General features: G+C 57.2%; 16 protein-coding genes. 10 read left to right on the top strand and 6 right to left on the bottom strand.

The annotated features are described in order from the left end of the window. The first annotated feature begins 299 nt into the window (after positions 1–299). Complete coding sequence (locus RFN28_RS27220; protein WP_320216502.1) at positions 300–602, top strand: DUF982 domain-containing protein; 303 nt, start codon at positions 300–302, stop codon at positions 600–602. Between the two features lie 232 nt (positions 603–834). Here the strand turns inward: RFN28_RS27220 and RFN28_RS27225 are convergent, their stop codons facing one another. The 3 genes from RFN28_RS27225 to RFN28_RS27235 form a co-directional block, all read right to left on the bottom strand. After that, positions 835–1,863, bottom strand: coding sequence for an LLM class flavin-dependent oxidoreductase (locus RFN28_RS27225; protein WP_320290256.1), 1,029 nt, complete (start codon positions 1,861–1,863; stop codon positions 835–837). 173 nt (positions 1,864–2,036) lie between these two features. Continuing rightward, positions 2,037–3,098 carry a histidinol-phosphate transaminase gene (hisC, locus tag RFN28_RS27230; protein ID WP_320290257.1) on the bottom strand — a complete coding sequence of 354 codons (1,062 nt, stop codon included), beginning with the start codon at positions 3,096–3,098 and terminating at the stop codon, positions 2,037–2,039. 557 nt (positions 3,099–3,655) lie between these two features. Continuing rightward, positions 3,656–5,086, bottom strand: coding sequence for a dicarboxylate/amino acid:cation symporter (locus RFN28_RS27235; RefSeq protein WP_320223249.1), 1,431 nt, complete (start codon positions 5,084–5,086; stop codon positions 3,656–3,658). Between the two features lie 229 nt (positions 5,087–5,315). On the opposite strand from RFN28_RS27235, the gene RFN28_RS27240 reads away from it, so the two are divergent. The 9 genes from RFN28_RS27240 to RFN28_RS27275 all read left to right on the top strand — a co-directional run bounded on the left by RFN28_RS27240 (position 5,316) and on the right by RFN28_RS27275 (position 20,273). Next, entirely contained in the window at positions 5,316–7,196 is a 1,881-nt protein-coding gene (locus RFN28_RS27240) for a sensor histidine kinase (RefSeq protein ID WP_407046166.1), read from the top strand. Next, on the top strand, positions 7,193–8,566 hold the full coding sequence (locus tag RFN28_RS27245; protein ID WP_320223250.1) for a sigma-54-dependent transcriptional regulator: 1,374 nt from the start codon (positions 7,193–7,195) through the stop codon (positions 8,564–8,566). The genes RFN28_RS27240 and RFN28_RS27245 overlap by 4 nt, the downstream gene beginning before the upstream one ends. Before the next feature lie 402 nt (positions 8,567–8,968). Then, positions 8,969–10,000: a LacI family DNA-binding transcriptional regulator gene (locus tag RFN28_RS27250; protein ID WP_320216508.1), complete on the top strand. Its 1,032-nt coding sequence runs from the start codon at positions 8,969–8,971 to the stop codon at positions 9,998–10,000. A 655-nt stretch (positions 10,001–10,655) separates the two neighbouring features. Further along, on the top strand, positions 10,656–12,590 hold the full coding sequence (locus RFN28_RS27255; protein ID WP_320223251.1) for an acyltransferase family protein: 1,935 nt from the start codon (positions 10,656–10,658) through the stop codon (positions 12,588–12,590). Positions 12,591–12,779: 189 nt separating this feature from the next. Further along, positions 12,780–13,529 carry a carbonic anhydrase gene (locus tag RFN28_RS27260; RefSeq protein WP_320223252.1) on the top strand — a complete coding sequence of 250 codons (750 nt, stop codon included), beginning with the start codon at positions 12,780–12,782 and terminating at the stop codon, positions 13,527–13,529. A gap of 981 nt (positions 13,530–14,510) precedes the next feature. Further along, positions 14,511–15,746 carry an MFS transporter gene (locus tag RFN28_RS27265; RefSeq protein ID WP_320223253.1) on the top strand — a complete coding sequence of 412 codons (1,236 nt, stop codon included), beginning with the start codon at positions 14,511–14,513 and terminating at the stop codon, positions 15,744–15,746. Positions 15,747–16,097: 351 nt separating this feature from the next. Then, complete coding sequence (locus tag RFN28_RS34945; protein WP_430679000.1) at positions 16,098–17,030, top strand: saccharopine dehydrogenase family protein; 933 nt, start codon at positions 16,098–16,100, stop codon at positions 17,028–17,030. Next, positions 16,921–18,276, top strand: coding sequence for a SidA/IucD/PvdA family monooxygenase (locus RFN28_RS27270; protein WP_320223254.1), 1,356 nt, complete (start codon positions 16,921–16,923; stop codon positions 18,274–18,276). Before RFN28_RS34945 ends, RFN28_RS27270 begins: the two co-directional genes overlap by 110 nt. After that, positions 18,273–20,273, top strand: coding sequence for a class I tRNA ligase family protein (locus tag RFN28_RS27275; RefSeq protein WP_320223255.1), 2,001 nt, complete (start codon positions 18,273–18,275; stop codon positions 20,271–20,273). Before RFN28_RS27270 ends, RFN28_RS27275 begins: the two co-directional genes overlap by 4 nt. A 194-nt stretch (positions 20,274–20,467) precedes the next feature. Here the strand turns inward: RFN28_RS27275 and RFN28_RS27280 are convergent, their stop codons facing one another. The 3 genes from RFN28_RS27280 to nodI form a co-directional block, all read right to left on the bottom strand. After that, the gene (locus tag RFN28_RS27280) at positions 20,468–21,235 is read right to left on the bottom strand and encodes a sulfotransferase (RefSeq protein WP_320223256.1); all 768 of its coding nucleotides are present in this window, start codon (positions 21,233–21,235) and stop codon (positions 20,468–20,470) included. Positions 21,236–21,448: 213 nt separating this feature from the next. Then, positions 21,449–22,237, bottom strand: coding sequence for an ABC transporter permease (locus RFN28_RS27285; protein ID WP_320223257.1), 789 nt, complete (start codon positions 22,235–22,237; stop codon positions 21,449–21,451). A gap of 3 nt (positions 22,238–22,240) precedes the next feature. Next, on the bottom strand, positions 22,241–23,149 hold the full coding sequence (gene nodI, locus RFN28_RS27290) for a nodulation factor ABC transporter ATP-binding protein NodI (protein ID WP_320216516.1): 909 nt from the start codon (positions 23,147–23,149) through the stop codon (positions 22,241–22,243). Positions 23,150–23,154 lie beyond the last annotated feature (5 nt).

The raw sequence follows: 23,154 nt of genomic DNA on the forward strand, positions 1-23,154 counted from the left end.
GCGGCTTCCCATATCGGCGCGCTGCCAAGGCGATGTCGTGCTGTCTTTCCTGCGTTGCGGTGAACGACCGGGTTGGGTGACTGGGTTCACCGTTCATCGGCGGCGGCCAGAACGATCGACATTGTCGACGTGGCCAATTTTGCGGCAGTAGACTGGTGATCGATCCATTTCCTTCCGAGGATGAATTGCCGACTTTTCTCTTGAAGCGTCATCGGGCTGACAACACATTCTGCAATGGTCGGCGGGTGTCGATGACGCCGCCTCGCAAGTCGGCTGTCAGCAGGTCGGGAGGAAACGAAATGAAGGCGCAGGCCTTCGGCAGTCCGATTTTCGTGAAGCGTGCCGCCTATGTCGTGCAAGAGATTGCGGACCTCGAGGACGCCATCGATTTTCTCGATGAGTGGCCCGAAGATCGCAGGGACCTGATTCACGAGACTGCCTTTAAAGCATGTTTTGACGCTTATGATGGGAACAAGCCCTTAAGCGCAGCCCGCGCTGCCTTTTGCGGCTTTGCGAAACGGGCCGCCATATTGGAAGATCCAACCTCGGCGATGCAGTGGATTGCCGCCTGCAAGACGGGCAGTGGCAAACGGTCCGTGTGAACAGCGACGTTGAGCGAGGGGGCTGGGAACGTGGGGCAATGTGGTCCCGTGAAGTGTCGCGTCCAGAAAACCAGTTCTAACCATCGTCCGGAAACGGCGTCCGACCTAGGCAGGCATAGCGATGGAATCCCACGTCGGCCACGCGCTGCAAGGCTATGGTCTGGCAGCGGGCTGGTTGCTGGTAGACGCCGCGGGCGACTCCTTCGAGCCGCCCTACGCCACGTATTCATGGTCAGTCAAATCGGGTCATGATTTCAGAATGAATCGTCACTGCAGTGTACAGAGACGCTTCCAATGGCAAATCCCCAAACGCGAGCTGGCAAAGAAGATAGTTGGCCCCAGCCACTTCCAACTGACCAAGAAGAGCGTCCCGCACAAAAGCTGCCGTTCCCGCTATGCACAGTTCACTTTCAATCGCCGCTTCGAGGGTCAGCGGCAGGTTTGGTGGAGTTGGCATGCCATTGAGGTCGTAAAGAAACTTGAAGCTCTTGAGCCATGTTTCATAAGCAGGTGCCGCGATCGAATAGGCATGCGTGTCAGAACGCCCAATCACGATCATGCGCAGCAATCCTAGCAACGGCGACGGATTACCTTTGTCAGTGGTTTCCTCCCGCTTGGCGCGGAAGGCGTCGGTAACTTTGCGTACGGAGGAGCTATGCCCCACGCACGCGAGATTTGCGCCATTCGCGGCTGCCCAACCTGCCGATTCGGGTCGATTGGTGGCGACCCATGTCGGAGGACGCGGGCGCTGACGGGGTCTAAGCGTCAAGGGAACGCTATTCAGCTCAAAGTGGCGGCCCCGATAGGATAACTTCCCGCCCTTCAGGGCGGCGATTACGATTTCGCTGGCTTCCGAATAACGGCCTGGCACTGCGTCCGCGCCAATCCCAAAATAACCCAATTCGGCTGAGAGAGAGCCTCGCCCTATACCGAGCTCCACCCTACCACCGCTCAACCGGTCGAGCATACAGATCTCTTCGAACGCCCGAAGCGGATGGTAAAGGGTAAGGAGCATCACAAGCGGACCCACACGCAGCTGGCGGGTGCGCTGTGCGACGCTCGATAAGAAGAGATTTGGCGACACACCTCTCCCATGGGGGGTGCAGTGGTGCTCTGCGAGATGATATGCATAAAAGCCGAGGTGATCGCAGGCCTCCGCCAGCTTGAGACGATCGGCGCATTGTAGGCCGATGTCGCGACCGTCATCATCCAAGTGATCGAAGATTCCGAAGGTCGGCTTCGAAGGCAAGACGTTTTTCACTCTATTGTCTCCGGAGTTTTGACGCGGAAGGTCCTTGCTTCGAACGACGCTCGAAACGCTCAGAGCAACGACATATTTTTGCGAAGCAACCCCTGTCCGCGGGGGTATATAAATGATTTCTATAGGCAGATGGGTTATACTTGCTGCTTTAGTCTTCTTAGTATATCAGACATCTAAGACAGCAGTATGTCCATTTGTTCTCTTGTGCCTATGCTTACTCTTATGTGTTCTTTCAAAAATGACTCGGAAAAAGCCGCGACCAGTACTTTCCGCCGCTTCAACGTTTTTTGCCACCACCTACCGTCTTGTCCTGGCGGCACGCGGGCTAGCAAGAAATTTGCATGCGAAGGCGTTACGGAAAATCCCAGTTGCGAGAGCGCGAAGGACACGCGCTCCCGTTCCTGCTTGATGTATCTGTGGTTCTCTTCATAGGCGTCGCGATGCGCAAGGATGCTGACGCCAACCGCATGGCCGATCACGTTCATGTTGAAAACATTTTGGATGTTGCGCAGCCTTCCAATGATTTCGGGGTGCCCCAATCCAAAACCGATACGGATACCGGCGGCGGCGTAGCTTTTTGAAAATGTCCGTAGGAGCAGAATATTGGGATAATGATCGATAAGGCGCAGGCCATTATCCGGGGCGAAGTCGACATAGGCCTCATCCAGAACAATCAGGCGATCCGACTGCGCCGCGAGGCGTTCGATCTCGGCCACCGAAACGAATGTTCCAGTTGGATTGTTCGGATTAGCTAGAAGAATGAATTTGGCGCCTTCTGCGGGACCAGAGAGCAATTCCTTTACCGGCAGGACATCAGATTGACCGCATTCGATTTCAAGAAATTGAGCCCCCTGCAACATGGCGAGTTTGCGGTTGAACGAAAAGCCCGGCGATAGCATCGCCACGCTGTCGCCAGGGGCGAGGAAGGCTCTGTAGATGAGTCCCAGCAGCTCGGAGGATCCGTTTCCGGCAATCACTTGATCCTTGGTGAGGCCGTAGGCATCAGCCGCCGCTTCCCTCAAACCGATGTTGTCGTGTTCTGGATATAGATACTGCTGCTCAAGGGCGGCAATTGCACTTTGCATTACGACTTCCGGCATCGGAAATGGATTCTCGTTCGTATTCAACCGGACGCAGCTATCGTCCAGCGAATGGCGATCGGAGGGCAAAGGCTTTAGTTCCCTTGGCACCTGCGAAAACGACGAAAGCACGCTTTTTAGTTTTGTTCCCGACATATCCTCTCCAGTCGACTTGAGGGCTCAATCATCCACCCTCAACTTGCTCATGTTTAGCTCCCCACCAATTTCACTACTTCCTGTATAAGTGCTAATAATCCTTTTTGTCTGATGTCATTTCAAACTTAGATTAGCTTTCTCGTAAGAGCCAATTAATGTTCGTTCCTATTTCTAACAACACTGCCTCATCGACTTCATCTGCCTCCGTGCGATGGTTTTAAAGGGCATGACGAAACGTCTATTTCTGAGGCTATGCTTCGCGTATGCATGCCTCGCCGTTTGTTCATCGACATATTGGAGGCTGGTTGCGAAGCGGCGTTGATCTGCGCCAGATTGCTTTTCGACCACGGCTAATGAGGCGCCACAGTATTTCTACCGCTCGCGTCAATAGCCGGCCAGGACCGCCCGATCCTCGTGCTGGATTTCCCGGGGTCGATTCGTTTGAATCTCTATGGTCGACACGGCGCCGGTGAACAGCGCTCCAGGCAAAAACCCGCATAGTGATGAACGTTGTTTGCTCAAGCGCGATTGGGCTGCTGTCGCCGCGTTTGCTTTCATCAATCCGCGAGTCCTCGCTTGCTGTCTGCGGCTTGCCCGTGCTGTGGTGGTGACCGATCCGGCGAAGGGACGGGTCGCAACGAGGCGGCCTCACTTGGCGGCTGCGGGACGGGTGGCTGGCCGGCCAATGTCTCGGCAAGATGATGCCCTGCAAACGCGGCTTCCAACTGCGCCTGATCCAATTCGCCTTCCCAACGGGCGATCACGAGCGTTGCCACGGCATTGCCGATGATGTTCGTAAGGGCCCGGCACTCGGACATGAAACGGTCGATACCGAGGATCAATGCCATGCCAGCCACCGGAACGGACGGCACCGCAGAAAGAGTAGCGGCCAGCGTGACGAATCCGGCGCCGGTGACCCCCGCCGCTCCCTTAGAGGAAAGCATAGCAACGAGTAGCAATAGGATCTGATCGCCGATCGAGAGATCCGTATTCGTCGCCTGGGCGATAAAGAGGGCCGCGAGCGTCATATAGATGTTGGTGCCGTCCAGATTGAAGGAATATCCCGTCGGAATGACCAGGCCCACGACTGAACGCTTGGCGCCAGCCTTCTCCATCTTCTCCATGAGAGTGGGCAGCGCGGCCTCCGAGGAGGACGTTCCAAGAACCAATAGCAGCTCTTCCTTGATGTACCGGATGAGAGAAACGATCGAGAAGCCATTGAAACGGCAGACCGCGCCGAGAACGATAAACACGAAGAGAAAAGCCGTGAGGTAGAACGTCCCGACCAGCATTGCGAGATTGACGACGGAGCCGATGCCGTATTTGCCGATTGTGAAGGCCATGGCGCCGAACGCGCCGATCGGGGCAGCCTTCATCAGGATACCAACGAGCGCAAAGATCGGCACGGTGAGCGCCTGGAGGAAGGAACTGATCGGCTTGCCCATCTCTCCAACCATCGCAAGCGCAATGCCAAACAGGACCGAGAAGAAAAGGACCTGAAGGATGTCGCCGTCTGCAAAGGCGGCCACAATCGTGGTCGGAATGATGTTCATCAGAAAGCCCGTCACGGACTGCTCGTGGGCCTTTGCGGCATATGGATTGACGGCTTGGATATCGAGCGAGGCCGGATCAATGTTGAGGCCGGCGCCCGGTTGAACGACATTGGACACGATGAGGCCGACGATCAGTGCCAGCGTCGAGAAGGTGAGGAAATAGACCATCGCCTTGCTGGCTACCCGGCCGACCTTTTGAAGGCTGTGCATGCCGGCGATGCCGGTCGCGACGGTCAAAAAGATCACCGGTGCGATGATCATCTTGACGAGCTTGATGAAGGCGTCACCAAGCGGCTTCATGTTTTCGCCGATTTCGGGGTTGAAATGGCCGAGCGCGACGCCCAGGGCGATGGCGGCAATCACCTGCACGTAAAGCCGTGCATAGAAAGGCTTGCGAGGCGCGACATTTGCGTTGGGGCCCTTTGCGGTCAACATAAATCTCTCTCCCAGACCGGATCTCGGCAGTGCCTCTCCTCCCGGGTTATTCCCGATCGCTGCGTTCCGGTCGAACGCTGCTGCGCTGTTCGTCGCAAGACATATGCCAACCGGAGAGGCCGAGCGGATCGCGCAATTTCGGATGTTTTCAGGGAGGTTGCGCCACGCACGTGTGTGAATTTCCGCACTCCGTGGTTCCATTTGGCGAAATCCGGCACTAAGGTTGAGTCTGGAGAACGCGGTAGCAAACGACGGCATCAGCGAGGGTGGCTTGCATAAGGCCCTTTTCAACTTCCCTGGCAGATTGGGCACCGGCAGGTTTCTCTGGCTTGTGGTTTTGTTTGCACTTCTTGGTCCGGGGCTCGGTTTTTTTGTTTTTGCAGCCGGCCGTATTGCCGGCACCAAAGCTGAGTCAGACCTACGCGACCGTGCTCTTGCCGCGCGCCCACTTGCAGCCGACACTTTGAAAGGAGACGTCGAGAAGCAGCGATTGATTCCGCGCGTCTTGGCTCGTGATGGTGCGGTCCAGGAGATGCTTCGCAGTCCGGGCACCGGTGGGAAAGCTGCGCTGGATGAAAAGCTTCGAGCCATCGCGCGCGACGCCGCCTCTTCAGTCATCTACGTCATCAACAGTGAGGGAATGACGGTTGCTGCGAGCAATGCCGGCGAGCCCACCAGTTTTGTCGGCCGCGATTACCGTTTCCGTCACTACTTCGTTGAAGCGATGGCGAGCGGCATGGCCACGCAATACGCACTCGGTACCGTTAGCAAGCGCCCCGGCCTCTTCTTGTCGAGCCGGATCGATGGACCGGAGGGGCCCCTCGGTGTCGTCGTGGTGAAGGTCGAGCTCGACCGTGTGGAGTCGAGCTGGCGCGAGAGCGGTTTCGTGGTCTTCACGAGCGACGAGCGCGGCGTCGTCCTTTCGACCAGCGTGCCTCAATGGCGTTTTGGCGCTCTCTCTCCGCTTTCCAAAAAAGAGGCAAAAATCGCCCGCGATCGTCTGCAGTTGCCTGGCGCGGCGTTCGAGCCCGTTCCGCTTTCGCACGGCGGCGGCAACCTGGTCACCGCAAGTACCGCCGACAAGGCAGCCGGCTTTGTCACGGTTTCGCAGGATCTCGGCAAAGTGGTCCCAGGTTGGCGGCTGTCACTGCTCATTCCTGCCGATGCAGAGATTTCCGCGGCGATGATGACAGCCCGCGCGACAGCACTGCTTGCCCTCGTGCTCGTGGCATTTGCCGTTTCCGTTATTGTTCGACGGCGCCGGGCGATCCGACAACGGCAGGACGCGCTTGCGCACATGAACGCGGAACTGGAACATCGCGTCAACTTGCGTACGGCAGAGCTCCGGCGCTCGAACGAAGCGCTCGCAGCTCAGATAGCCGAGCGCGAGAATGCCGAGGCAAGGGTGCGCCGGTTATGTGAAGAACTCTCTCAGGCGAATCGCCTCTCAATTCTTGGACAGATCGCAGCCGGAGTTGCTCACGAGATTAACCAGCCGGTGAACGCAATTCGCACCTATGCCGAAAATGCTTCACGTCTTCTCCAAGGCGACAGGCCGCGAGAAACCGCCGGGAATTTGAAATCGATCATTGCTATAACGGGACGTATCGGGGCGATCACCGAAACGCTGCGGTCGTTCTCTCGCCGCGCAACCGGTTCCGTGGGGCCAATATCGGCGGAGGAGGCGATCGACGAGGCGCTTTCGCTCCTTTCGGGCCGCATCCGCGAATGCGGCGTGACGATCGAACGGCAACGGACAGATCCGTCTCCGACGGTGATGGCAAGTTGCGTTCGGCTGGAGCAAATCCTGGTCAATCTCTTGCAGAATTCGCTCGATGCCCTGAAGGGCCTGCCGGAGCCGCGGATCGAGATAGCACTTGCCCAGAACAAGGAAACAGTCACCATTTCGGTTCGAGACAACGGTGCCGGCCTCGCCCCTGAAATTCGCAAGAGCCTCTTCATGCCGTTCACCACAAGCAAGGAAAAGGGGCTCGGCCTTGGCCTGCTTATTTCAGAGGAAATCGCCCGCGAACTCGGCGGCTCGTTGCGGCTCGATACCAGCCACGAGAGGGGGACTTCCTTCACCATCGAATTGAGGCGTGCCGAATGAGTGGCGAAAAAGGGCCTGTCATCTTCGTTGACGACGACGAGGATCTGCTGCCCGCTGCAGGGCAGATGCTGGAACTTGCCGGCTTTAGCCCTATCGTCGTCAATTCCGCCGAGGCCGCACTCGCCAGAATCGACGAGAACTTCAATGGTCCCGTCGTCAGCGACATCCGCATGCCCAGAATGAACGGGCTTCAGCTCTTTGACCGGGTGAAAGCAATCGATACGGACATCCCTTTTGTCCTTATCACTGGGCACGGCGACGTCGAACTCGCCGTTGCCGCCATCAAGGACGGCGCTTACGATTTTATCTCCAAGCCATATGAGACCGACCGGCTTTTGGTGACGCTGAATCGCGCTTCCGAAAACCGGCACCTAGTCCTGGAAAACAGGCGCCTCAGGGATGCGGTCGTCCGATCCGCGGGCGATATGCCTCTCCTAGGGAACGCGCCGAGTATGACATGGCTGCGAGAAACGATTCGCCAGATCGCCGATACGGATGTGGACGTCCTTGTGGAGGGTGAAACCGGCACGGGTAAGGAGGTGGTCGCGGATCTGCTTCACCGCTGGAGCAGACGAAGTACCAAGCCGTTCGTGGCCTTGAACTGCGGGGCGCTGCCCGAAAGTGTCATCGAAAGCGAACTTTTCGGCCACGAAGCAGGCGCGTTTACCGGTGCGCACAGGCGTAGGATCGGTCGCCTCGAATACGCGAATGGCGGCACGCTATTCCTCGACGAAATTGAGTCCATGCCGCCTGCACTCCAGATTAAACTCCTTAGGGTACTCGAGACCCGCCAGGTCACGCCACTCGGAACCAACGAAACCCGCAGCATCAATGTTCGTGTCGTGGCTGCGACGAAGGTCGATCTGAGCGATCCGGCCGCCCGCGGTGACTTCAGGGAAGATCTATATTTCCGTCTGAACGTCGTGACGGTCAATATTCCGCCTCTTCGCGAGCGGCGCGAGGACATCCCGATCCTCTTTGCGCATTTCTTGGAACGCGCGTGCAAACGCTTCGGCAAGCCAGTGTGGGAGATAACCGCGGCCGTGCGTAATCATCTCATGGGCCATGATTGGCCCGGCAATGTCCGCGAACTTGCGCATTTCGCGGATCGGGTTGCATTGGGACTTGAAGGGGCGCCGAATTCGCCCCCTGGAAAAAGAGACGCTGAATTAAGTCTCTCTCTTTCCGAAAAGGTTAGTCTTTATGAGGCGACCGTTATCCGCAACGCATTGCGGGAATGCGATGGCGACGTGAGGAGGACGACCGAGTTTCTGCAGGTGCCCCGCAAAACCTTCTACGACAAGCTGAAACGCTATGGAATAATTCCGGGCGCGTATCGAAGCAGCCGCGATCGTTCGAAATCTTCTTGAACTCGCCCGTCGCCGAAAGGCTGCTATGGGCTTGTGGGCGCCGGGAAAATGAAAGCTGCTTGCACCCAACAATACACTTCTCCGGTGCGGATACGTCAGGGGCGCGCTCTGGCGGTGTGCGGATCGTCTCGTGAGAGGGGGGCGCCTGATGATCGGGCCGTTTGGGATCAGTCCTTTTTGGCTCCGAGACCTGAAAGACCTCGTGCTGCATATGTCTTCTTTCGGTCGATGCGTGTCGATGCAGTTGCGTCGAACTGCCAACGAGCACGCACCGTAATCGCCGAATCCGGCGAAGAAGGGATCTACTGCGACATCGCGGCATCAACCGCAGACTGACACATTCTGTCAAATTCCGTGACCCCGTCCTGTATGTTCCCCATGACTTCCTGTTAGACTCGAATCATGACTAAGCGCCCCACAATTGCAGATCTCGCCCGCGAAGCCGGGGTTAGCGTAGCGACCGTCGATCGGGTTTTGAACGGCCGTCGACTGGTGAGGGAACAGACCGCACGACGGGTCTGCGAGGCGGCCCGCGTCATCGGCTACAACGCAGCTGGTCTGATGCAGCAGCGCGCGCAGCGGATTTTGCCGGAGTACCGATTAGGCTTTATTCTCGGAATGCCGGCCGAGCATTTCTATCAGGATTTCGCGCGAGAGATCAAAGCTGCTGTCAGCGCGGCACAGTCCTTCCGGGGCATTCCAGTCGTTGAATTCGCGCCGTCGCATAGGCCTGGCGACCTGGTCGAGCTGCTCGAGGACATGGGTGCACGCTGCCACGCGATAGCGATGATGGCACCGGATCATCCAACCGTCACGGCAGCTGTCGAAGAACTCAAATCGAACGGAACCCCGGTTTTTTCGCTGCTTTCCGATTTTGCCGCCGGCGTGCGCGAGGGCTATCTGGGCCTCAACAACCGCAAGGTTGGACGGACGGCCGCCTGGATGTTTTCCAAGGTTGCAAAAAGGCCGGGCAAGGTGGCGGTCTTGGTCGTTAGCCACCGTTTTCAGGGTCCCGAATTGCGAGAAACCGGCTTTCGCTCATACTTTCGTGAGAAAGCGCCGATGTTCGAGGTGCTGGACACGCGCGTGAATCTCGATACGCGGCAAACCACCTACGAGGCCACGCTCGATGTCATACAACGCGAATCCGAACTTGTCGGCTTGTATGTCGCCGGCGGAGGCACGGAGGGCGCCATCGCTGCGCTCCGGGAAGAGGGCGATGGTCGGAATCTCCTCGCGATCGTCAACGAGATCACGCCAGAGTCGCGGGCAGCACTCGCGGACGACCTCATTACGATGGCGGTTGCCACGCCCCTGCGCCCGCTTTGCCAAGAGTTGATGACGCTGATGGCCAGGGCAATCGAGACAGGCACCGCGGAGGCGCCATGGCAGACGTTTTTGCCGTTTGAGATTTATCTGCCGGAAAACATTTGAGGCGAGATTCGTTCTCTTTGAGCGGTTCGCTACGACAGAGCATAACGACAGAATTCCATTTATCTCATCACCGGAAAACGTTCATCGACTCTGCTTCCGTATTCTTCTCGTTCCGGTCTCGACGATGACCCTCTGCGAGATGAAACTGGAGAGCCGTATAACTGCGCTACCAGACCCATCACCAGGCTGATGTGAGGAGCTTGCCCACAAAGACGCTCCACGACCATATGATTGTCTGGAAATCAGAAAGACGATCCCAACCCGAGGTTCGGCGGGTGGGGGGTCGAATGCATGCAGCAATAGACGATTGGATATGCAAAAGCCTCCGAACTGCCCAGGCAATCGCTTCTGCAATGGGTGAGAGAAAAAGTCGCCGTTCAATCGTTATGCAGCCGCCCTACTATCCATGGTGTGGATGAGTGCCATCGAAACAATTGATTTTTCGAATTTTTTGAAATGAGGCAAATCTCGATCTGACTGGTTTCAAAGCACGTCGAGCACACGTATGCAAATGGCGCTCGTAAGCATGGAAGTGACGTCCAGACTTGGGAACTCGGTGACGCGAGGAACTCAACCGGTAGGATAAGGCCACGGTCGTCTTCGTCACTGTTGTGGCATCTCACTTTAGTAAAATCACCTCTATATCAGGTAGTCTATGCCGCGATATTTGCGAACCGATATTCAGGCCTTGCGAGGCTTGGCCGTTCTTCTGGTTGTTCTTTATCACGCCCGTCTTGGTCCGGGCGCCGCAGCTTATCTTGGCGTTGACATCTTTTTCGTCATTTCGGGGTTCCTGATCACAGGCCTCGTCAGGACGCATGTTGAACAATCACGGTTCAGCTTTTGGGAGTTCTACTACCGGCGTGCTAAACGCCTGTTGCCGGCTGCCTATGTCGTCATTGCGCTCACGACGATCGCTGCGCCTTTCTTCCTGTCGGAGGTGGAGCTGAAAGGGTTCCAAAACCAGGTTCTCGGGGCCCTCACATTCACCAGCAATATCGTTCTCTGGTTTCAGTCCGACTACTTCGGTGGCGCCGCCGAAACGAAGCCCCTCCTGCATTTCTGGTCGCTCGCTATCGAGGAGCAGTTTTATTTGCTGCTCCCTGCCTTCTTGGCGTTGGCTCCGAGGAGATGGTGGCTGACAGGAGTAGGCGTGCTCCTCGTTTCCAGCTTCTCGCTATGTCTTTATTTAACCTCCCGCGATCCATCCGCCGCATTTTTTCTTTTGCCGACCCGATTTTGGGAAATGGCCCTGGGGTCATTCGGGGCCTTGCTTCCCATCAGCCCCAGCGCGGCTGCCAGGCTTCCGAGGCTGCGCCTCCCGGCGCTCACACTGCTTCTCTTTGTTGCCGTTGTCCCCACTGGGTCCCCTCATCCGGTCGATGCGGCTGTGGTTTGTCTCGCAACGCTGGTCCTCCTGCTTGCGCCCAGTAGAGATAATGTGGCGGTTCGAGGCATGGCGAGGATAGGAGACGTCTCGTACTCGCTCTATCTGATCCATTGGCCGGTGCTCGTCTTTGTGCGGGCCGCTTGGCTTGCAGATACACCTGCCCTTGCGATCTACGCGGCAGTTGCTTTCTCATTTGTCGCGAGCTGGGTTCTTCACCGTTTCGTGGAAGAGCCGTTCCGGCGGGGATATGCGACGTCCCGTGTACGGCTGGCTTCGGGTCTCCTTGCTGTATCGGTTCTGCTCGGCTTGTCGCCCTCGCTCGCCATTGCAGCGACCCAGAGCAACATTGACTTTGCCTATATCCGACGGATTAACGAAGGTTTGGGACCAGCGTGTGATTTCAGGCCCGGATCGCCTCCTCAGGAAATCCCTCGGAACTGCCAAACTACAAACAAGCCCGAGTTGCTGGTCTGGGGTGATTCATTTGCCATGGCCGTGGTTCCCGGCTTGGCCAAGACAATCGGAGAAACGGGACTGGCTCAGCTCACGATGAGCGCGTGCCTCCCTGCTGTCGGAATAGCCGGTTTCTCGAAGTCGCCGACAGCGTCTCCCTATTCCCGCGCCTTCGGCGAGAGCTGTATTCGCTTCAATGACAGCGTTTTGCGTATCTTGAAAGCTCGACCCGAAATAAAGACCGTTGTCATTTCAAGCCCGTTTGGCGTCGCGGCGCCGGGTGAATTCATGCTGCTTAAGAGGACCAAAGATACTTTCACCGAGGTCAATCTTTCTATTGATGAGGCCGTTGATGGCATCAAGGCTCTCGTCGAAGCCGTCCGCGCCTTGGGCAAGCGAGTGGTCGTTCTTGCTCCTCCACCAGTTGGGAACATCGACATCGGTGAATGTCTTGAGAGGAAGGCACGTGGAATTGTTATTGTCGGGCTTTACAGTGACTGTAAAATATACGTCGCACAATACCGTCGAAGCCATTCCGACACTCTCGAGCTCTTGAATCAGGTGGCCTTGAAGGCTGGCGTAGAGGTCATTTCTTATCACGACTTTCTGTGCGACGGCACAGCATGCAAGACGGAGATCGATGGCAAATTCCTTTACCGGGACAACGGCCACCTTTCCTATGAAGGATCAGAGATAATCGCTCGCCGGACAAGACTTGCCGAGAGGCTGATTGCGGCTGCTCGTTAGAGCTGATGAGATGGTTGAAGCAGCCAGATTCGTCCCATGGTTCGAAAGCTGGAGGGTGAAGCTTGGTTAGCTAAGCTAGGGCCAATGTCGGGACCCGATCAACTCGCTGGATCGAATGCGTCTGTCCTCGCAACGGCCCCCTTTTTGCAATTGGAAGAGCATCAATTCGCGTAAGGAAGGGAAAGCAAGATGCACCGTCGTCACCTGATCAAAGGGTTCGTTGCACAGGGCGCTTGCCTCATCTGTGCCGCGGCCGCGCGTGCGGATGGGACCCATTGGGGATACACTGGTCAGGTGGGGCCCGAGCACTGGGCCGATCTGGACAGGAAGAATTTCGTCTGTTCGGCGGGTACGCAGCAATCACCCGTTGATATTACCGACGCCGTCAAGGCCGACATGCCGCCTATCGCAGTAGATTGGCACAAGGGCCGCCGCAAGATGGTGAATAACGGCCATACCATTCAAATCAATATGCCGGAAGGCAGCACGCTGACCCGCGGCGGTCGCACTTTCGAATTGATCCAATTCCATTTTCATGCGCCAAGCGAGCATCGCATAGCTGGCAAGAGTTTCCCGATGGAAGTGCATTTCGTCCACAAGGACACAAAGAGCGACAGCTTTGGTGTCCTGGGAGTCTTTCTGATACCAGGCGTGACAAATGCCAGCTTTGAAAGCCTGGCAGCAGTCTTCCCTGCGTGGCCAAGCGCGTCAATGTCCGCCGATATCGATCCCAGCGGGCTTCTCCCGGCCTCGCTCAGCTACTGGACCTATGAGGGATCATTGACGACGCCGCCCTGCACCGAGAACGTTGAATGGATGTTGGCAAAAGAACCGGTAGAGGTCGACGCTGCGGATATTGCTCGATTTACCTCGCTCTATCCCCAGAACGCACGGCCTATCCGTTCACCTAATCGGCGGTTCATCCTAGACTTCAACTGAGGCCTTAGAATGCGGCAGTAAAGAATGTTGACCGGCAGAGGAGGCGGCCGCAGAACACGAAAGGCGACCGCCTTTGATGCCCATCCGGTGACGATGAAAGCGGCCGGATCATTGCGGCCCAGATAACCGCAATGCAGGCCGGCTTCGTTAATGCGCCAGCGATGTGTCATCGGCACCGAGCGCATTTCGTCCATAAAAGTTTTCGGGCCGCAGACTTCCGGCTCCGGGCATGATCGCCTGCCGATAGACAGGGCGAGGCTCTATTTAAGGCACCGCCACTCCGCGATGGGAGCCCCGGCTAAAAACCGGGTCGGCATCGAGCAACCGCTACGGATCTCCACCACACATCCCAGATGCGGCAGCGCCTAGTCTCGGCGCCGTTGGCTTTTCGGTGGAGGCCCGCTTCTGGATCGGTAGTCGAGGCGTACGTATCGTCCGACCGCTTTTAGCCTCGGAAGTTCGATCGCCGTTGCGCCCACCGGCATAAAGGCGTGGTACGTTCCGCGCCGCAGCATCGGCCTCGTGTCGTAGCGCACGTCGCGGCGGCCATCCTGAGGCCCTACCCGCCTCTCAACTCCTGTAGGATAGTTGTGACTCACCGAAGTCAGGCATAGCCGTCTCAACGGCGCCGCCCGACATCTTCTGTCGGGTTTGTCGAGTTCACGATAGGGGCCTTCGTTAGCCGAGCCCTAGCTTTTCATCGGGCTAATCGACTGAAAAGAAACCACAAAATTCCTTCTTCGGCTCAATCGATCAAACTGGCATGAATCTTGAGCATCTCCGTTGTCAGGCGGGCGGCAGCTGACTGTCGTGGTTAGCGTCACGGCTAGCAACGATGGAGGGTTGGAGCAAAGCGATACTCTACGGTTGCGCACGCGTTGCTCTTAGCACGGTAAGACAGGTGCACACAGAACAGCCGAATAGCCTCGAAATACAGCACCTATCCGCGCGGAAGCCTCTAACAACTTCATGGAATGAGAAATGACCGCCCCCACTATTTCAGTCAGCACCCGTATTCTGTGGTATAGGCGTATGTTCATCGCTGAAAGATGCCTGATTTCCTTCGCGATGGGCATCTTTGCGCTGCTTCCAGTTTACCTGTTGTCGATTGGGCGAGACGAGATCTTTTTTGGCTCGATCTCAGCAGCAGGCATGGCGACCGCCATCTTAATAGTCTTGATCAGTCCTTCGCTCACCCGGCGGTTTGGCGTGCGAAGGCTTGCACCTATCGGCGGGCTTCTCTATGCAGCAGGCTGCGCGACTATCCTCGTAAACGAGTTTTCGGGGGTGCGCGCGACACTCCCCTACTTCCTGAGCTACATGCTGCAATCGGCTGGATGGGCGCTGCATTTCACCGTGGGCTCGATCTGCATTGCCGCCCTCTCAAGCGATGCAGACCGGTCATCGAGCTTCATGGCCTACTCTGCATTCTCAACCTTAGGGGTAACCTGCGGACCTCTGCTAAGCAGCCTCCTTACCCGGTTCACCGGCTTGGGCACGCTGGACATGTTCATTCTGGCAATGCTTGCGGCGACGGCAGGTTCCGCATTGTCATCGTGGGCAGCGCAGCGTGCGGCGAACATCCGCAACGCCGATATTCCCAACAACGCCTCGCTTGCACGCGACCTTTTCACTCTCCTCTTTAGCAATTCTGCAATGTTTTTTGTACTCGTACTGCTGTCGGCAAGCATTTACACCACGTTGATAAACTTCCAAGCTCCATTTGCGAACAATTCCGGTCTTCGATATGAAATATTTTTTGGCTCTTGGGCGATAGCAGTAGTCGGCTCTAGGTTTGCAATTGGTCCGCGCGTGAGCCGCGGTGCGGCCGATCGGATCTTGCCGCTACTCCTGGGCGGAATGGTTATTTCGCTTCTCGGTTTCCACTACTCTCCGGGTCATCCTGTTATTTATGCGGTGGGATCACTGGCGACCGGCATAACCTATGGGCTATCGTATCCCCTGATGCAGGCAGAAGCTGTCCGCGTGACTGCGCCGCAGTCCCGAACCTTGGTGCAGATCATCTTCAGTCTTTCCTATTTCCTTGGCTTGTATTTATTTCCTTTCGCTGCCGGCATCGTCTCAGTTCACCTGGGGTACGATACACTAACGTTATTAATTGCCGGCTTGGCTCTGCTGCAAACGGCTATTGCTCTTCTTGGCTATCGCACGCCCCGGCGCAAGCCGGCCTCGACCGTGGCCGGCAACAAAGGCTAAAGCACGATGTGCGGGAGGTCCCACGTCGTCATCGGAGCCGGGCCAGTCGGCCGGGCGGTGGCCCTGCAACTTGCGGGCCAGCCGGACACGTTGGTTGTCCTGATTGACAGGAGCCATTCTGTGCTTGCTGCGGCGCAAGGGCTTCTGGGCGACCTCAAAAACGTCAGCTTCGACGGGTCGTCAGGTCCTTGCGCTCTCTCAATCCAAGCACGATCGCTGATCATGGCTACGTCTTGGAATGACTGCCGAAATCTGGTCGGCAAACTCGCGCACCAAATGCACGAGGCAGGTCTACACACCCCTATTATTTGCGTCGGAAGGCCGGACCCCGAGGATCCTGACATCGCCCGGATGCCGCCTCACGGTCCGCCGGTAGTCTTGGGAGCGGGTCTCGAACCAGGACTAGTTGAATCGTTAATCTCACTGGCTGCAGCTGAACTAGACGGCTTAGAGAGCATCGTAACTCATTGCGGAGGGATTCCCAAAATTCCGGAACCTCCACTGAACTATGCTCTCGCCTTTGGACGTCGGCTGCCCATAGAGCAGAGGCCCGCGTTGGCTCGAGTCAATGGCCGAGCCGTAACACGAAATCGATTCGAAAGCGTGTCTTCGGTGTTCGTGGAGGGTGTCGGACTTCTTGAGGCATACGATGACGCAATGGTTCCGTCGACTGCCGCAAGCACTCATCTCAGCATCCCGACCATCCGACAATTGACTGTGCGATGGCCGGGCTTTGCGGATGGCGTTCGGATGTTGCATCGCCTCGGGCTGCTGTCCGACGAGGAGATTGAGATCGGGAGCGCCCGGCTGCGGGTCAAGCACGTCACGGAAGCGCTTTTAACTCGCCGGAGCCCAAAGGAACATAGCGACCAGGTCATCCTTGATGTGGCCATTGAGGATCGCCATCGCAAACCTGGCCGCTGGACGTGCATCCTTCGCTCCGCACTTCAGGAACGAGGCTTCTCAAGCATGGCTATCGCGACCGCGGTTCCAGTGGCCGCAGCCGTGGAATGCGTCACGCGCAAACAGTTGCGGGGTGCCATACACCCCGGTGAAGCCACTCTCGCCGAAGTCGCCTCGATGGCCCTAGGAAAAATGAGGGGAAGCCGGATGGCTGTCTTAGCCGAGCGCGCAACTGGGCTGTTGGAAACAAGCACGATTTTTGGAGCCGGTCATGCAAAAGCGGAAAACACTGCTCGTGGGCAGCGGACCAGCAAACCTTGCACTGCTGACGTGCCTGAAAGAATGGGGTTCCTCAGTTCTGGATTCGCTGGAAGTCCTTGAGCGCCGCGACAGTGCAGAATGGCACCCAGGCATTGCTTTCGAGGATTCAAGGCTCCAAGTCTCCTTGTTCAAGGATCTGGCGTTCCTGAGGAATCCGGCAAGCCCATTCACCTTTTTCTCGTTCTTGCACGACAGGGAGCTTCTCTATCACTTTATTCATACGAACGAACTATATCCTTCAAGGAAACTGTTCTCCGACTATCTGGTCTGGGTAAGCGGGTTTTTTGCGAATAAGATTTGTTTCGGCAAGGAGGCGGTGGAAGTCAGGTTCCGCGAGAAGCCATCGGGAACCCCAACCCTTGTCGTCACGGTCCGGGATGTGTCGAGCGGGGACGTTTCGGAAACCGAAGCTGACGACGTGGTCGTGAGCCTTGGGCATGAGCCATACCTTCCCCAAGAACTGGCCGTCGATCCCGGCCGTGTGGTGCATTCAAACTTCTTCCTGTCCCATGCGAACGAGGGAATGATCAACGCGAACGCTCGCGTTGCAGTCGTCGGGTCCGGGCAAAGCGCCGGCGAGATAGTCAGATTCCTTCTTCAGCATCGGGAAGTGTCGGAAGTTATCGTCGTTGGCCGGCGCCACCTCTTTGAACAGACGGACGACAACCCGTTTGTAAATGACTTCTACACCTATCCACACTCGCTAAAGTTCGCGAAGCTGCCACGCGAAGATCGCAATAGGTTTCTTACCGACACGAGGAACACGAACTTCTCCAGCGTCACCAAGGACGTCCTCAAAAGTATCTACGATCTTCGCTTCGAAGACCAAGTGTGTGGACGCGATAGGCTCAGACTGTTCCCATATACGGAAATCACGGCGGCGAAGCGTGTTGAGGATAGCTTTCGTCTTCACCTTCGCGGAATCGGAAGCAGGCAAGACCTGACAACGCTTGAAATCGACCTTCTGGTTTGCGCGACGGGCTTTTCAAACCGTCGCCATTTATCCTTCCTCCAACCGCTGCAACCGCTTATCGAAGACGCCGCCCTCGTTATCGACGAGTCCTTTGAAGTGGATCTCGGTCAGACGGCATTGCGCCGCTCCGGTCCGCGACCTCGCGTTTTCCTCATGAACCACTCTTTTGGCCTTCGGGGCCCAACGGAGCACACGCTCGGCGGTCTGGCCGAGCGGGCGGCGGTCGTGGCGAAGGCGCTGCAAGACTGGCAGGTGCTTCAACCTGCTCAAGGTCGCCCCGAGACCTTGCCAGCGGCATGGCCAACCCGAAATTCAAGAGTGGAAACGAAATGATCTATCCGCAAATAATAGATCTCAAAAATGAAGCACGTGCGGTCCCTATCTCGATTGATGGCGGCATCGTCAGGCATGATCCCTTCCCAGAAGGGGGTAACGTTTCAGTACGTCTGTTGAAGTTCAGTTCAGGCGCGACCACTTGCCGTCACAACCACGGGGAAGTCGAATTTTGGACAGTGATCTCTGGCGGCGTTCGAATTCACCTGGATGAAAAGACCTTCCTGCTGCTTGGTGGAGAGAGCATCAGGATCGACCCGCTGCGCAGGCACAGGATTGAGGCTTTGGACAGCGGTGCAGTCATGCAGACGGTGTGGTGGCACAGCCGCGCAGCGTTCGAAGAGGCGATTTCCACGAAGGAAGCGACGGCAAAAGACAGACCGTTGTTGCTGGTCCCCGCCATGCTTACCCCGAATGGGCAAATGCACATAGGTCATGCCTCAGGACCGTTCCTCCACGCGGATGTGTTGCGCCGAATTGCTGAGACAGGCGACCGAGAGGTCTTCGTGCTGCAGGGCACGCACGGTCATCTTGAGCACATTGCAATTGCGGCCGACGCTGCAGGACTGGAATACTACCAGCTCGCGGAGAAAAATACGGCTTGTTTCCAAGAGGCTCTGGATCGGCTCAACGCAGTCCCGGATATTTTCCTTGGGACAGAGCCAGACCGCCGCGGCAAGGCGGTCGTTCTCGAGGTCTTCAAGCGACTTTGTAGCAAGGGCCTGATCGCTGAGAGGGAGTATTTGGTCCCATATGACGTCGAAAGCGGGCGCTTCAGGGTCGACGCCTTCGTCCACGGCAAATGTCCCTATTGCGGCGGCTATGCTTCCGGCCATGAATGCGAGGATTGCGGCGCGCTGGTCGTCGATGCCGAACTTCAGGATCCGGTTGATCTCGAGGGGCATTCCCTGGAACGTCGCCCCCTGAAGCGCCTTTTCCTGAACCTCGCTCCAATGCATGACGCGCTCGAATCCTTCGCCTCGCGGTCCTTCCTGCCCATTTACGCCAAGCACTACATCGAATCCTGGCTGAGCCGGGGGCTTCCGGAAGTCTGCATCTCTAACCCAAACCGAGAGGGAATCCGGATTCCAATCCCAGGATTTGAGTGTCAGCGGTTCAACATCACCATCGAACACGTGCCTCGGCACTTGCTTGCCTTAGAAATGATAAGGGAAAAGAGCGGATGCCCTGCCTTGTGGTACCAAATTCCGCGGGACGAGATGCCGGAGCTGAACATTCTTTTCGGGGCGGACAACGCCTTCGGACGCTTGTTGGTCATTCCCGGCGTACTTTCGGCGCTCGATCTGCATGAGATGCTCCCTCGACGGATCTTCGTAAATCAGATGCTAACTCTCGATGGGAAGAAGTTCTCAACATCACGAAATCACGCAATCTGGGTGAACGATATCGCTGCAAAAGAAACCGGCGAGCCGCTTCGCTTCTACTTGTGTCGCCGGCGGCCGGACGGTGCTGTTGAGGACTTCTCCCTGAGTTCTTATGAAAGCTGGAAACGGAATTTCTGGGACGGACGGCTGTTAAGATCGACCGGGAAGGCTAACCAGGTCATCGAGCGGGTCGCAACTGACGAGCTCCCTTGTCCTGGCCAGTGGTCAGCCACCGACATTGCGTTCTTGGCGGAGTGCAGACGCTTCAGCGCAGAAGTGCGAGCGCGTTTCGAAGCGGATTACCCGGACATACGTCAGCTGACACATGCAATCGAGGCGTTCGTCGACGCAATCGACCGCTATTCATGTTCAGTGCTGCACGTTCCAGCTGCAGCGAAGGAGAACGAGGCGCTTGACAGGACCGCGGCCCGCGCAGTGACCTTCGCGCTTGTCGGACTCTGTGTCGCGGCCTACCCACTCATACCTGATTTCGCCGTCCGCATCGCAGGGAGTCTTGGGCTGGGGGTCCCCAAGCTCAGCTGGTTAGACCGCGACTGGATGGCCGAGTCAGTGCGTCTGCCTGAAAGCATAGGCGCAAGAGGCGGTGAATAGCCGGTAAAATGATTTCGGACTTACGCGGAGCCGCACATCGAGGAGCGGGCGCCGGGGAAGGCGCGCCAGGAAACGTCGGCGACACGTCTGATGTGGACGCCGATGCCGGTCGGGCCATACGCTCCATCCGTTCCCCAGTATGGGTGGCCTTCGGTGTTCGCTTAAGTTTCTTTATCTTTCGATAACCTTGACTGTCAGTCGATCGCCACTGCCCTTCCCTTCTCGCCGACGTCAAAGAATCTCGCGTAAGGTCCGTGCGAGAAGTGGCGGCGCAACTCATGAAAATTCTCGATCGTTTGCTCTAGCGGTCGCGTTTCCTGGCGCTGAAGCGTCGCCGTACTGGAAAATCGAAGCGCCGGAACGCCCAGGAAATCCCAAATCGCTGCCAAGCATGTAGCAGGTTCGCGCAGAAGGCACTCGTACTCGATCTCAAGCATATTGCTCTTCGTGAAGGATCGCGCGACCCGAGCGTGGAAATCGTCGGCAGCCTTGAAGTATGCCTCACAGTCGGCGGTCGATAATCTAACTTGCGGCGGCGGAGCATCATTGTCCGACCTGAACTTTAGCCATTGGCGCGTTTGTCTCGCCTGTACCAGTGACCGCAGCGATTCCAAGGTATTTTCGCGAACCACGAGGATGACTCTGAGGCCTGGCCAGCGGGTCAGCTCGGCAAAAAAACCCGGACGATCATGAAATTGAGGTTCGTTGACCTTGCAGCCGACATGCGTCGCCTTTTTGTCGCTCTGCGCGGGACAGCACGAGTAGGCAAGCTCAAGCAGCTCTCGATCGCTGCGAAGCAGACGATGCTTATCGAGCCAAGTCGTGGCATATGGATTGAGCAGCTCACCGTTGCTCAACACATTCGGATGCGCGTTCAGCAATTCTTCCAGGTAGTGCGTCCCAGTTCTTGGCATGGCCAGGATCACGAATGGCGCAGGCGGCGGTATGTGGCTATCAGTCATTGCGTGTGTTCCTAACCAGCATTAGTCGCGGCAGTTCGGGTGGCGCTTCGGACGAGATGCCTGATTGCTATCTTCGACACTGCCTCGCTCAAGGATGTTCGCAACCGGTCGGATTAAGCTCGCACTCAAGCAAACCGTACAATCGAAGGGATAGCACCACGGTCTGCGCTGACAGGGGGCGAGTGCCAAAGCCTCGGCACCGACGCAGCAGCGTCAGCGCATCAGGCGCCGACGCAATAGCGCCGCCGACAAGAAGAACGGCAAAACCGCGTAGACGCAAAGTGTCGCAATGTGCAGGCCGAGGCTTTCAGCCGGGCGGCCAAGCATGACTGAGCGGATAAGGTCGACCGAGTGAGCAAGAGGCAAGAGAGACGATACCTGCTGAAAAGCGCCTGGCATTTGGCTAACCGGAAAGACGGCCCCGGACAGGAACAGCATAGGCGTGAGAACAAGCGTTTGATAAAATACGAGACAGTCGTAGTTGGGCGCAAGCGCCGTGACGATCATGGCTAGACTTGCGAAAGCAAGGCCAGTTAGGGCGATGATTGGCAGCGCGGAGAGAAGGGATGGCCACGCGGCATAGCCGAGCGTGGCAGCAACTAGCGTAATCGCCGTACCGGCCAGAAGAGACTTGGTGCCGGCCCAGGCTAGTTCACCAAGTACGATATCGCCGAGCGTAAGCTGAGTGCACAGCATCGCTTCCCAGGTGCGTTCGCCTCCCATGCGAGCAAAAGTCGAGTAGATCGTTTCGTAGGTCGCCGAGGTCATCGCGCTTACCGCGGCCATGCCAGCCGCCAGAAAAGCTACGTACGAAGTGCCTTCAACACGACCTATCATTATCCCGAGGCCAAAGCCGAGAGCGAACAACGAGATCATCGGCTCAGCGAGGTTCCCGAGAACCGCCGCAAGGGCAATTTTCTTCCAAGCCAAATAATTGCGGCGCCACACTGCAACCCAATTCCAGGCATTGGCGGGCATAACGGCCATATAACCTTCGATCATTGTTCAGTCCTTCATCTCGCGCCCGGTCAGCCGCAAGAAGACATCCTCGAGATTCGGCGGACGCTGCAAAAGGCGCAGACCAGCAACCCCACGCAGCTGCGTGAGCACCTGCTCGGGATCGGGCGCATAGCAAAAGAGGGTTTCGCCGCTCAGCTCGATGCGTTGCGCGTACGGCTCGACCAGCGATCTCAGTTCTTGTGGATTGCCGCCATAGACTTCGACCACCTGGCAGCCGATCTGCTCGTCGATCAACGCGTGTGGTCGCCCTTCGGCGATCTTGCGCCCCTGCTCGAGCACACACAGCCGGTCGCACAACCGCTCGGCCTCCTCCATGAAGTGAGTGGTCAAAAGTATCGTCTTGCCCCGCGCCAACAAGGAACGCAGGCGTTCCCAGATCAGGTGGCGCGCCTGTGGATCGAGGCCAGTGGTCGGCTCGTCCATGACCAAGAGTTGCGGGTCATTAATCAGCGCACGGGCCAGCGTCAGGCGTCGCTTCATGCCGCCGGACAGTTCGGCGACGCGCGCATCCGCCTTGTTCTCGAGGCGGGCGAACTCGAGCAGCGATGGGCTGACCGCTTCGACCTCGCTTTTGCTCATGCCAAAGTATCGCCCGAACACCAGCAAGTTTTCACGTACCGTGAACCTATGATCAAGGTTGTCGAACTGCGGGACCACGCCGATGCGTCCACGTGCCAAACGGGCACGTGCCGGCACTGGCACGCCGAACACCGTGATCTTGCCTGCGTTAGGCGTTGCCATACCGAGGAGCAGCCGTGTAATCGTGCTTTTGCCCGCGCCGTTCGGCCCCAGCAGCCCTAAGCACTCTCCCGGTGCAACGGTGAATGACATGCCGTCGACAACGACCCTTTTGCCATATGATTTCGTCACGCCGACAAAGTCGATTGCCACCATGGTCG

The organism is Mesorhizobium album, from assembly GCF_033977205.1.
In the GTDB taxonomy this organism is placed as follows: Bacteria; Pseudomonadota; Alphaproteobacteria; order Rhizobiales; family Rhizobiaceae; genus Mesorhizobium; species Mesorhizobium album.

Excerpts from the sequence above, each read along its gene's own strand:
- RFN28_RS27285 (WP_320223257.1), bottom strand. The coding sequence starts at position 22,237 with ATGATCGAAGGTTATATGGCCGTTATGCCCGCCAATGCCTGGAATTGG.
- RFN28_RS27275 (WP_320223255.1), top strand. The coding sequence starts at position 18,273 with ATGATCTATCCGCAAATAATAGATCTCAAAAATGAAGCACGTGCGGTC.
- RFN28_RS27250 (WP_320216508.1), top strand. The coding sequence starts at position 8,969 with ATGACTAAGCGCCCCACAATTGCAGATCTCGCCCGCGAAGCCGGGGTT.
- RFN28_RS27280 (WP_320223256.1), bottom strand. The coding sequence starts at position 21,235 with ATGACTGATAGCCACATACCGCCGCCTGCGCCATTCGTGATCCTGGCC.
- RFN28_RS27260 (WP_320223252.1), top strand. The coding sequence starts at position 12,780 with ATGCACCGTCGTCACCTGATCAAAGGGTTCGTTGCACAGGGCGCTTGC.
- nodI (WP_320216516.1), bottom strand. The coding sequence starts at position 23,149 with ATGGTGGCAATCGACTTTGTCGGCGTGACGAAATCATATGGCAAAAGG.
- RFN28_RS27255 (WP_320223251.1), top strand. The coding sequence starts at position 10,656 with ATGCCGCGATATTTGCGAACCGATATTCAGGCCTTGCGAGGCTTGGCC.
- RFN28_RS27245 (WP_320223250.1), top strand. The coding sequence starts at position 7,193 with ATGAGTGGCGAAAAAGGGCCTGTCATCTTCGTTGACGACGACGAGGAT.
- RFN28_RS27220 (WP_320216502.1), top strand. The coding sequence starts at position 300 with ATGAAGGCGCAGGCCTTCGGCAGTCCGATTTTCGTGAAGCGTGCCGCC.
- hisC (WP_320290257.1), bottom strand. The coding sequence starts at position 3,098 with ATGTCGGGAACAAAACTAAAAAGCGTGCTTTCGTCGTTTTCGCAGGTG.
- RFN28_RS27270 (WP_320223254.1), top strand. The coding sequence starts at position 16,921 with ATGCAAAAGCGGAAAACACTGCTCGTGGGCAGCGGACCAGCAAACCTT.
- RFN28_RS34945 (WP_430679000.1), top strand. The coding sequence starts at position 16,098 with ATGCCGCCTCACGGTCCGCCGGTAGTCTTGGGAGCGGGTCTCGAACCA.
- RFN28_RS27265 (WP_320223253.1), top strand. The coding sequence starts at position 14,511 with ATGACCGCCCCCACTATTTCAGTCAGCACCCGTATTCTGTGGTATAGG.
- RFN28_RS27235 (WP_320223249.1), bottom strand. The coding sequence starts at position 5,086 with ATGTTGACCGCAAAGGGCCCCAACGCAAATGTCGCGCCTCGCAAGCCT.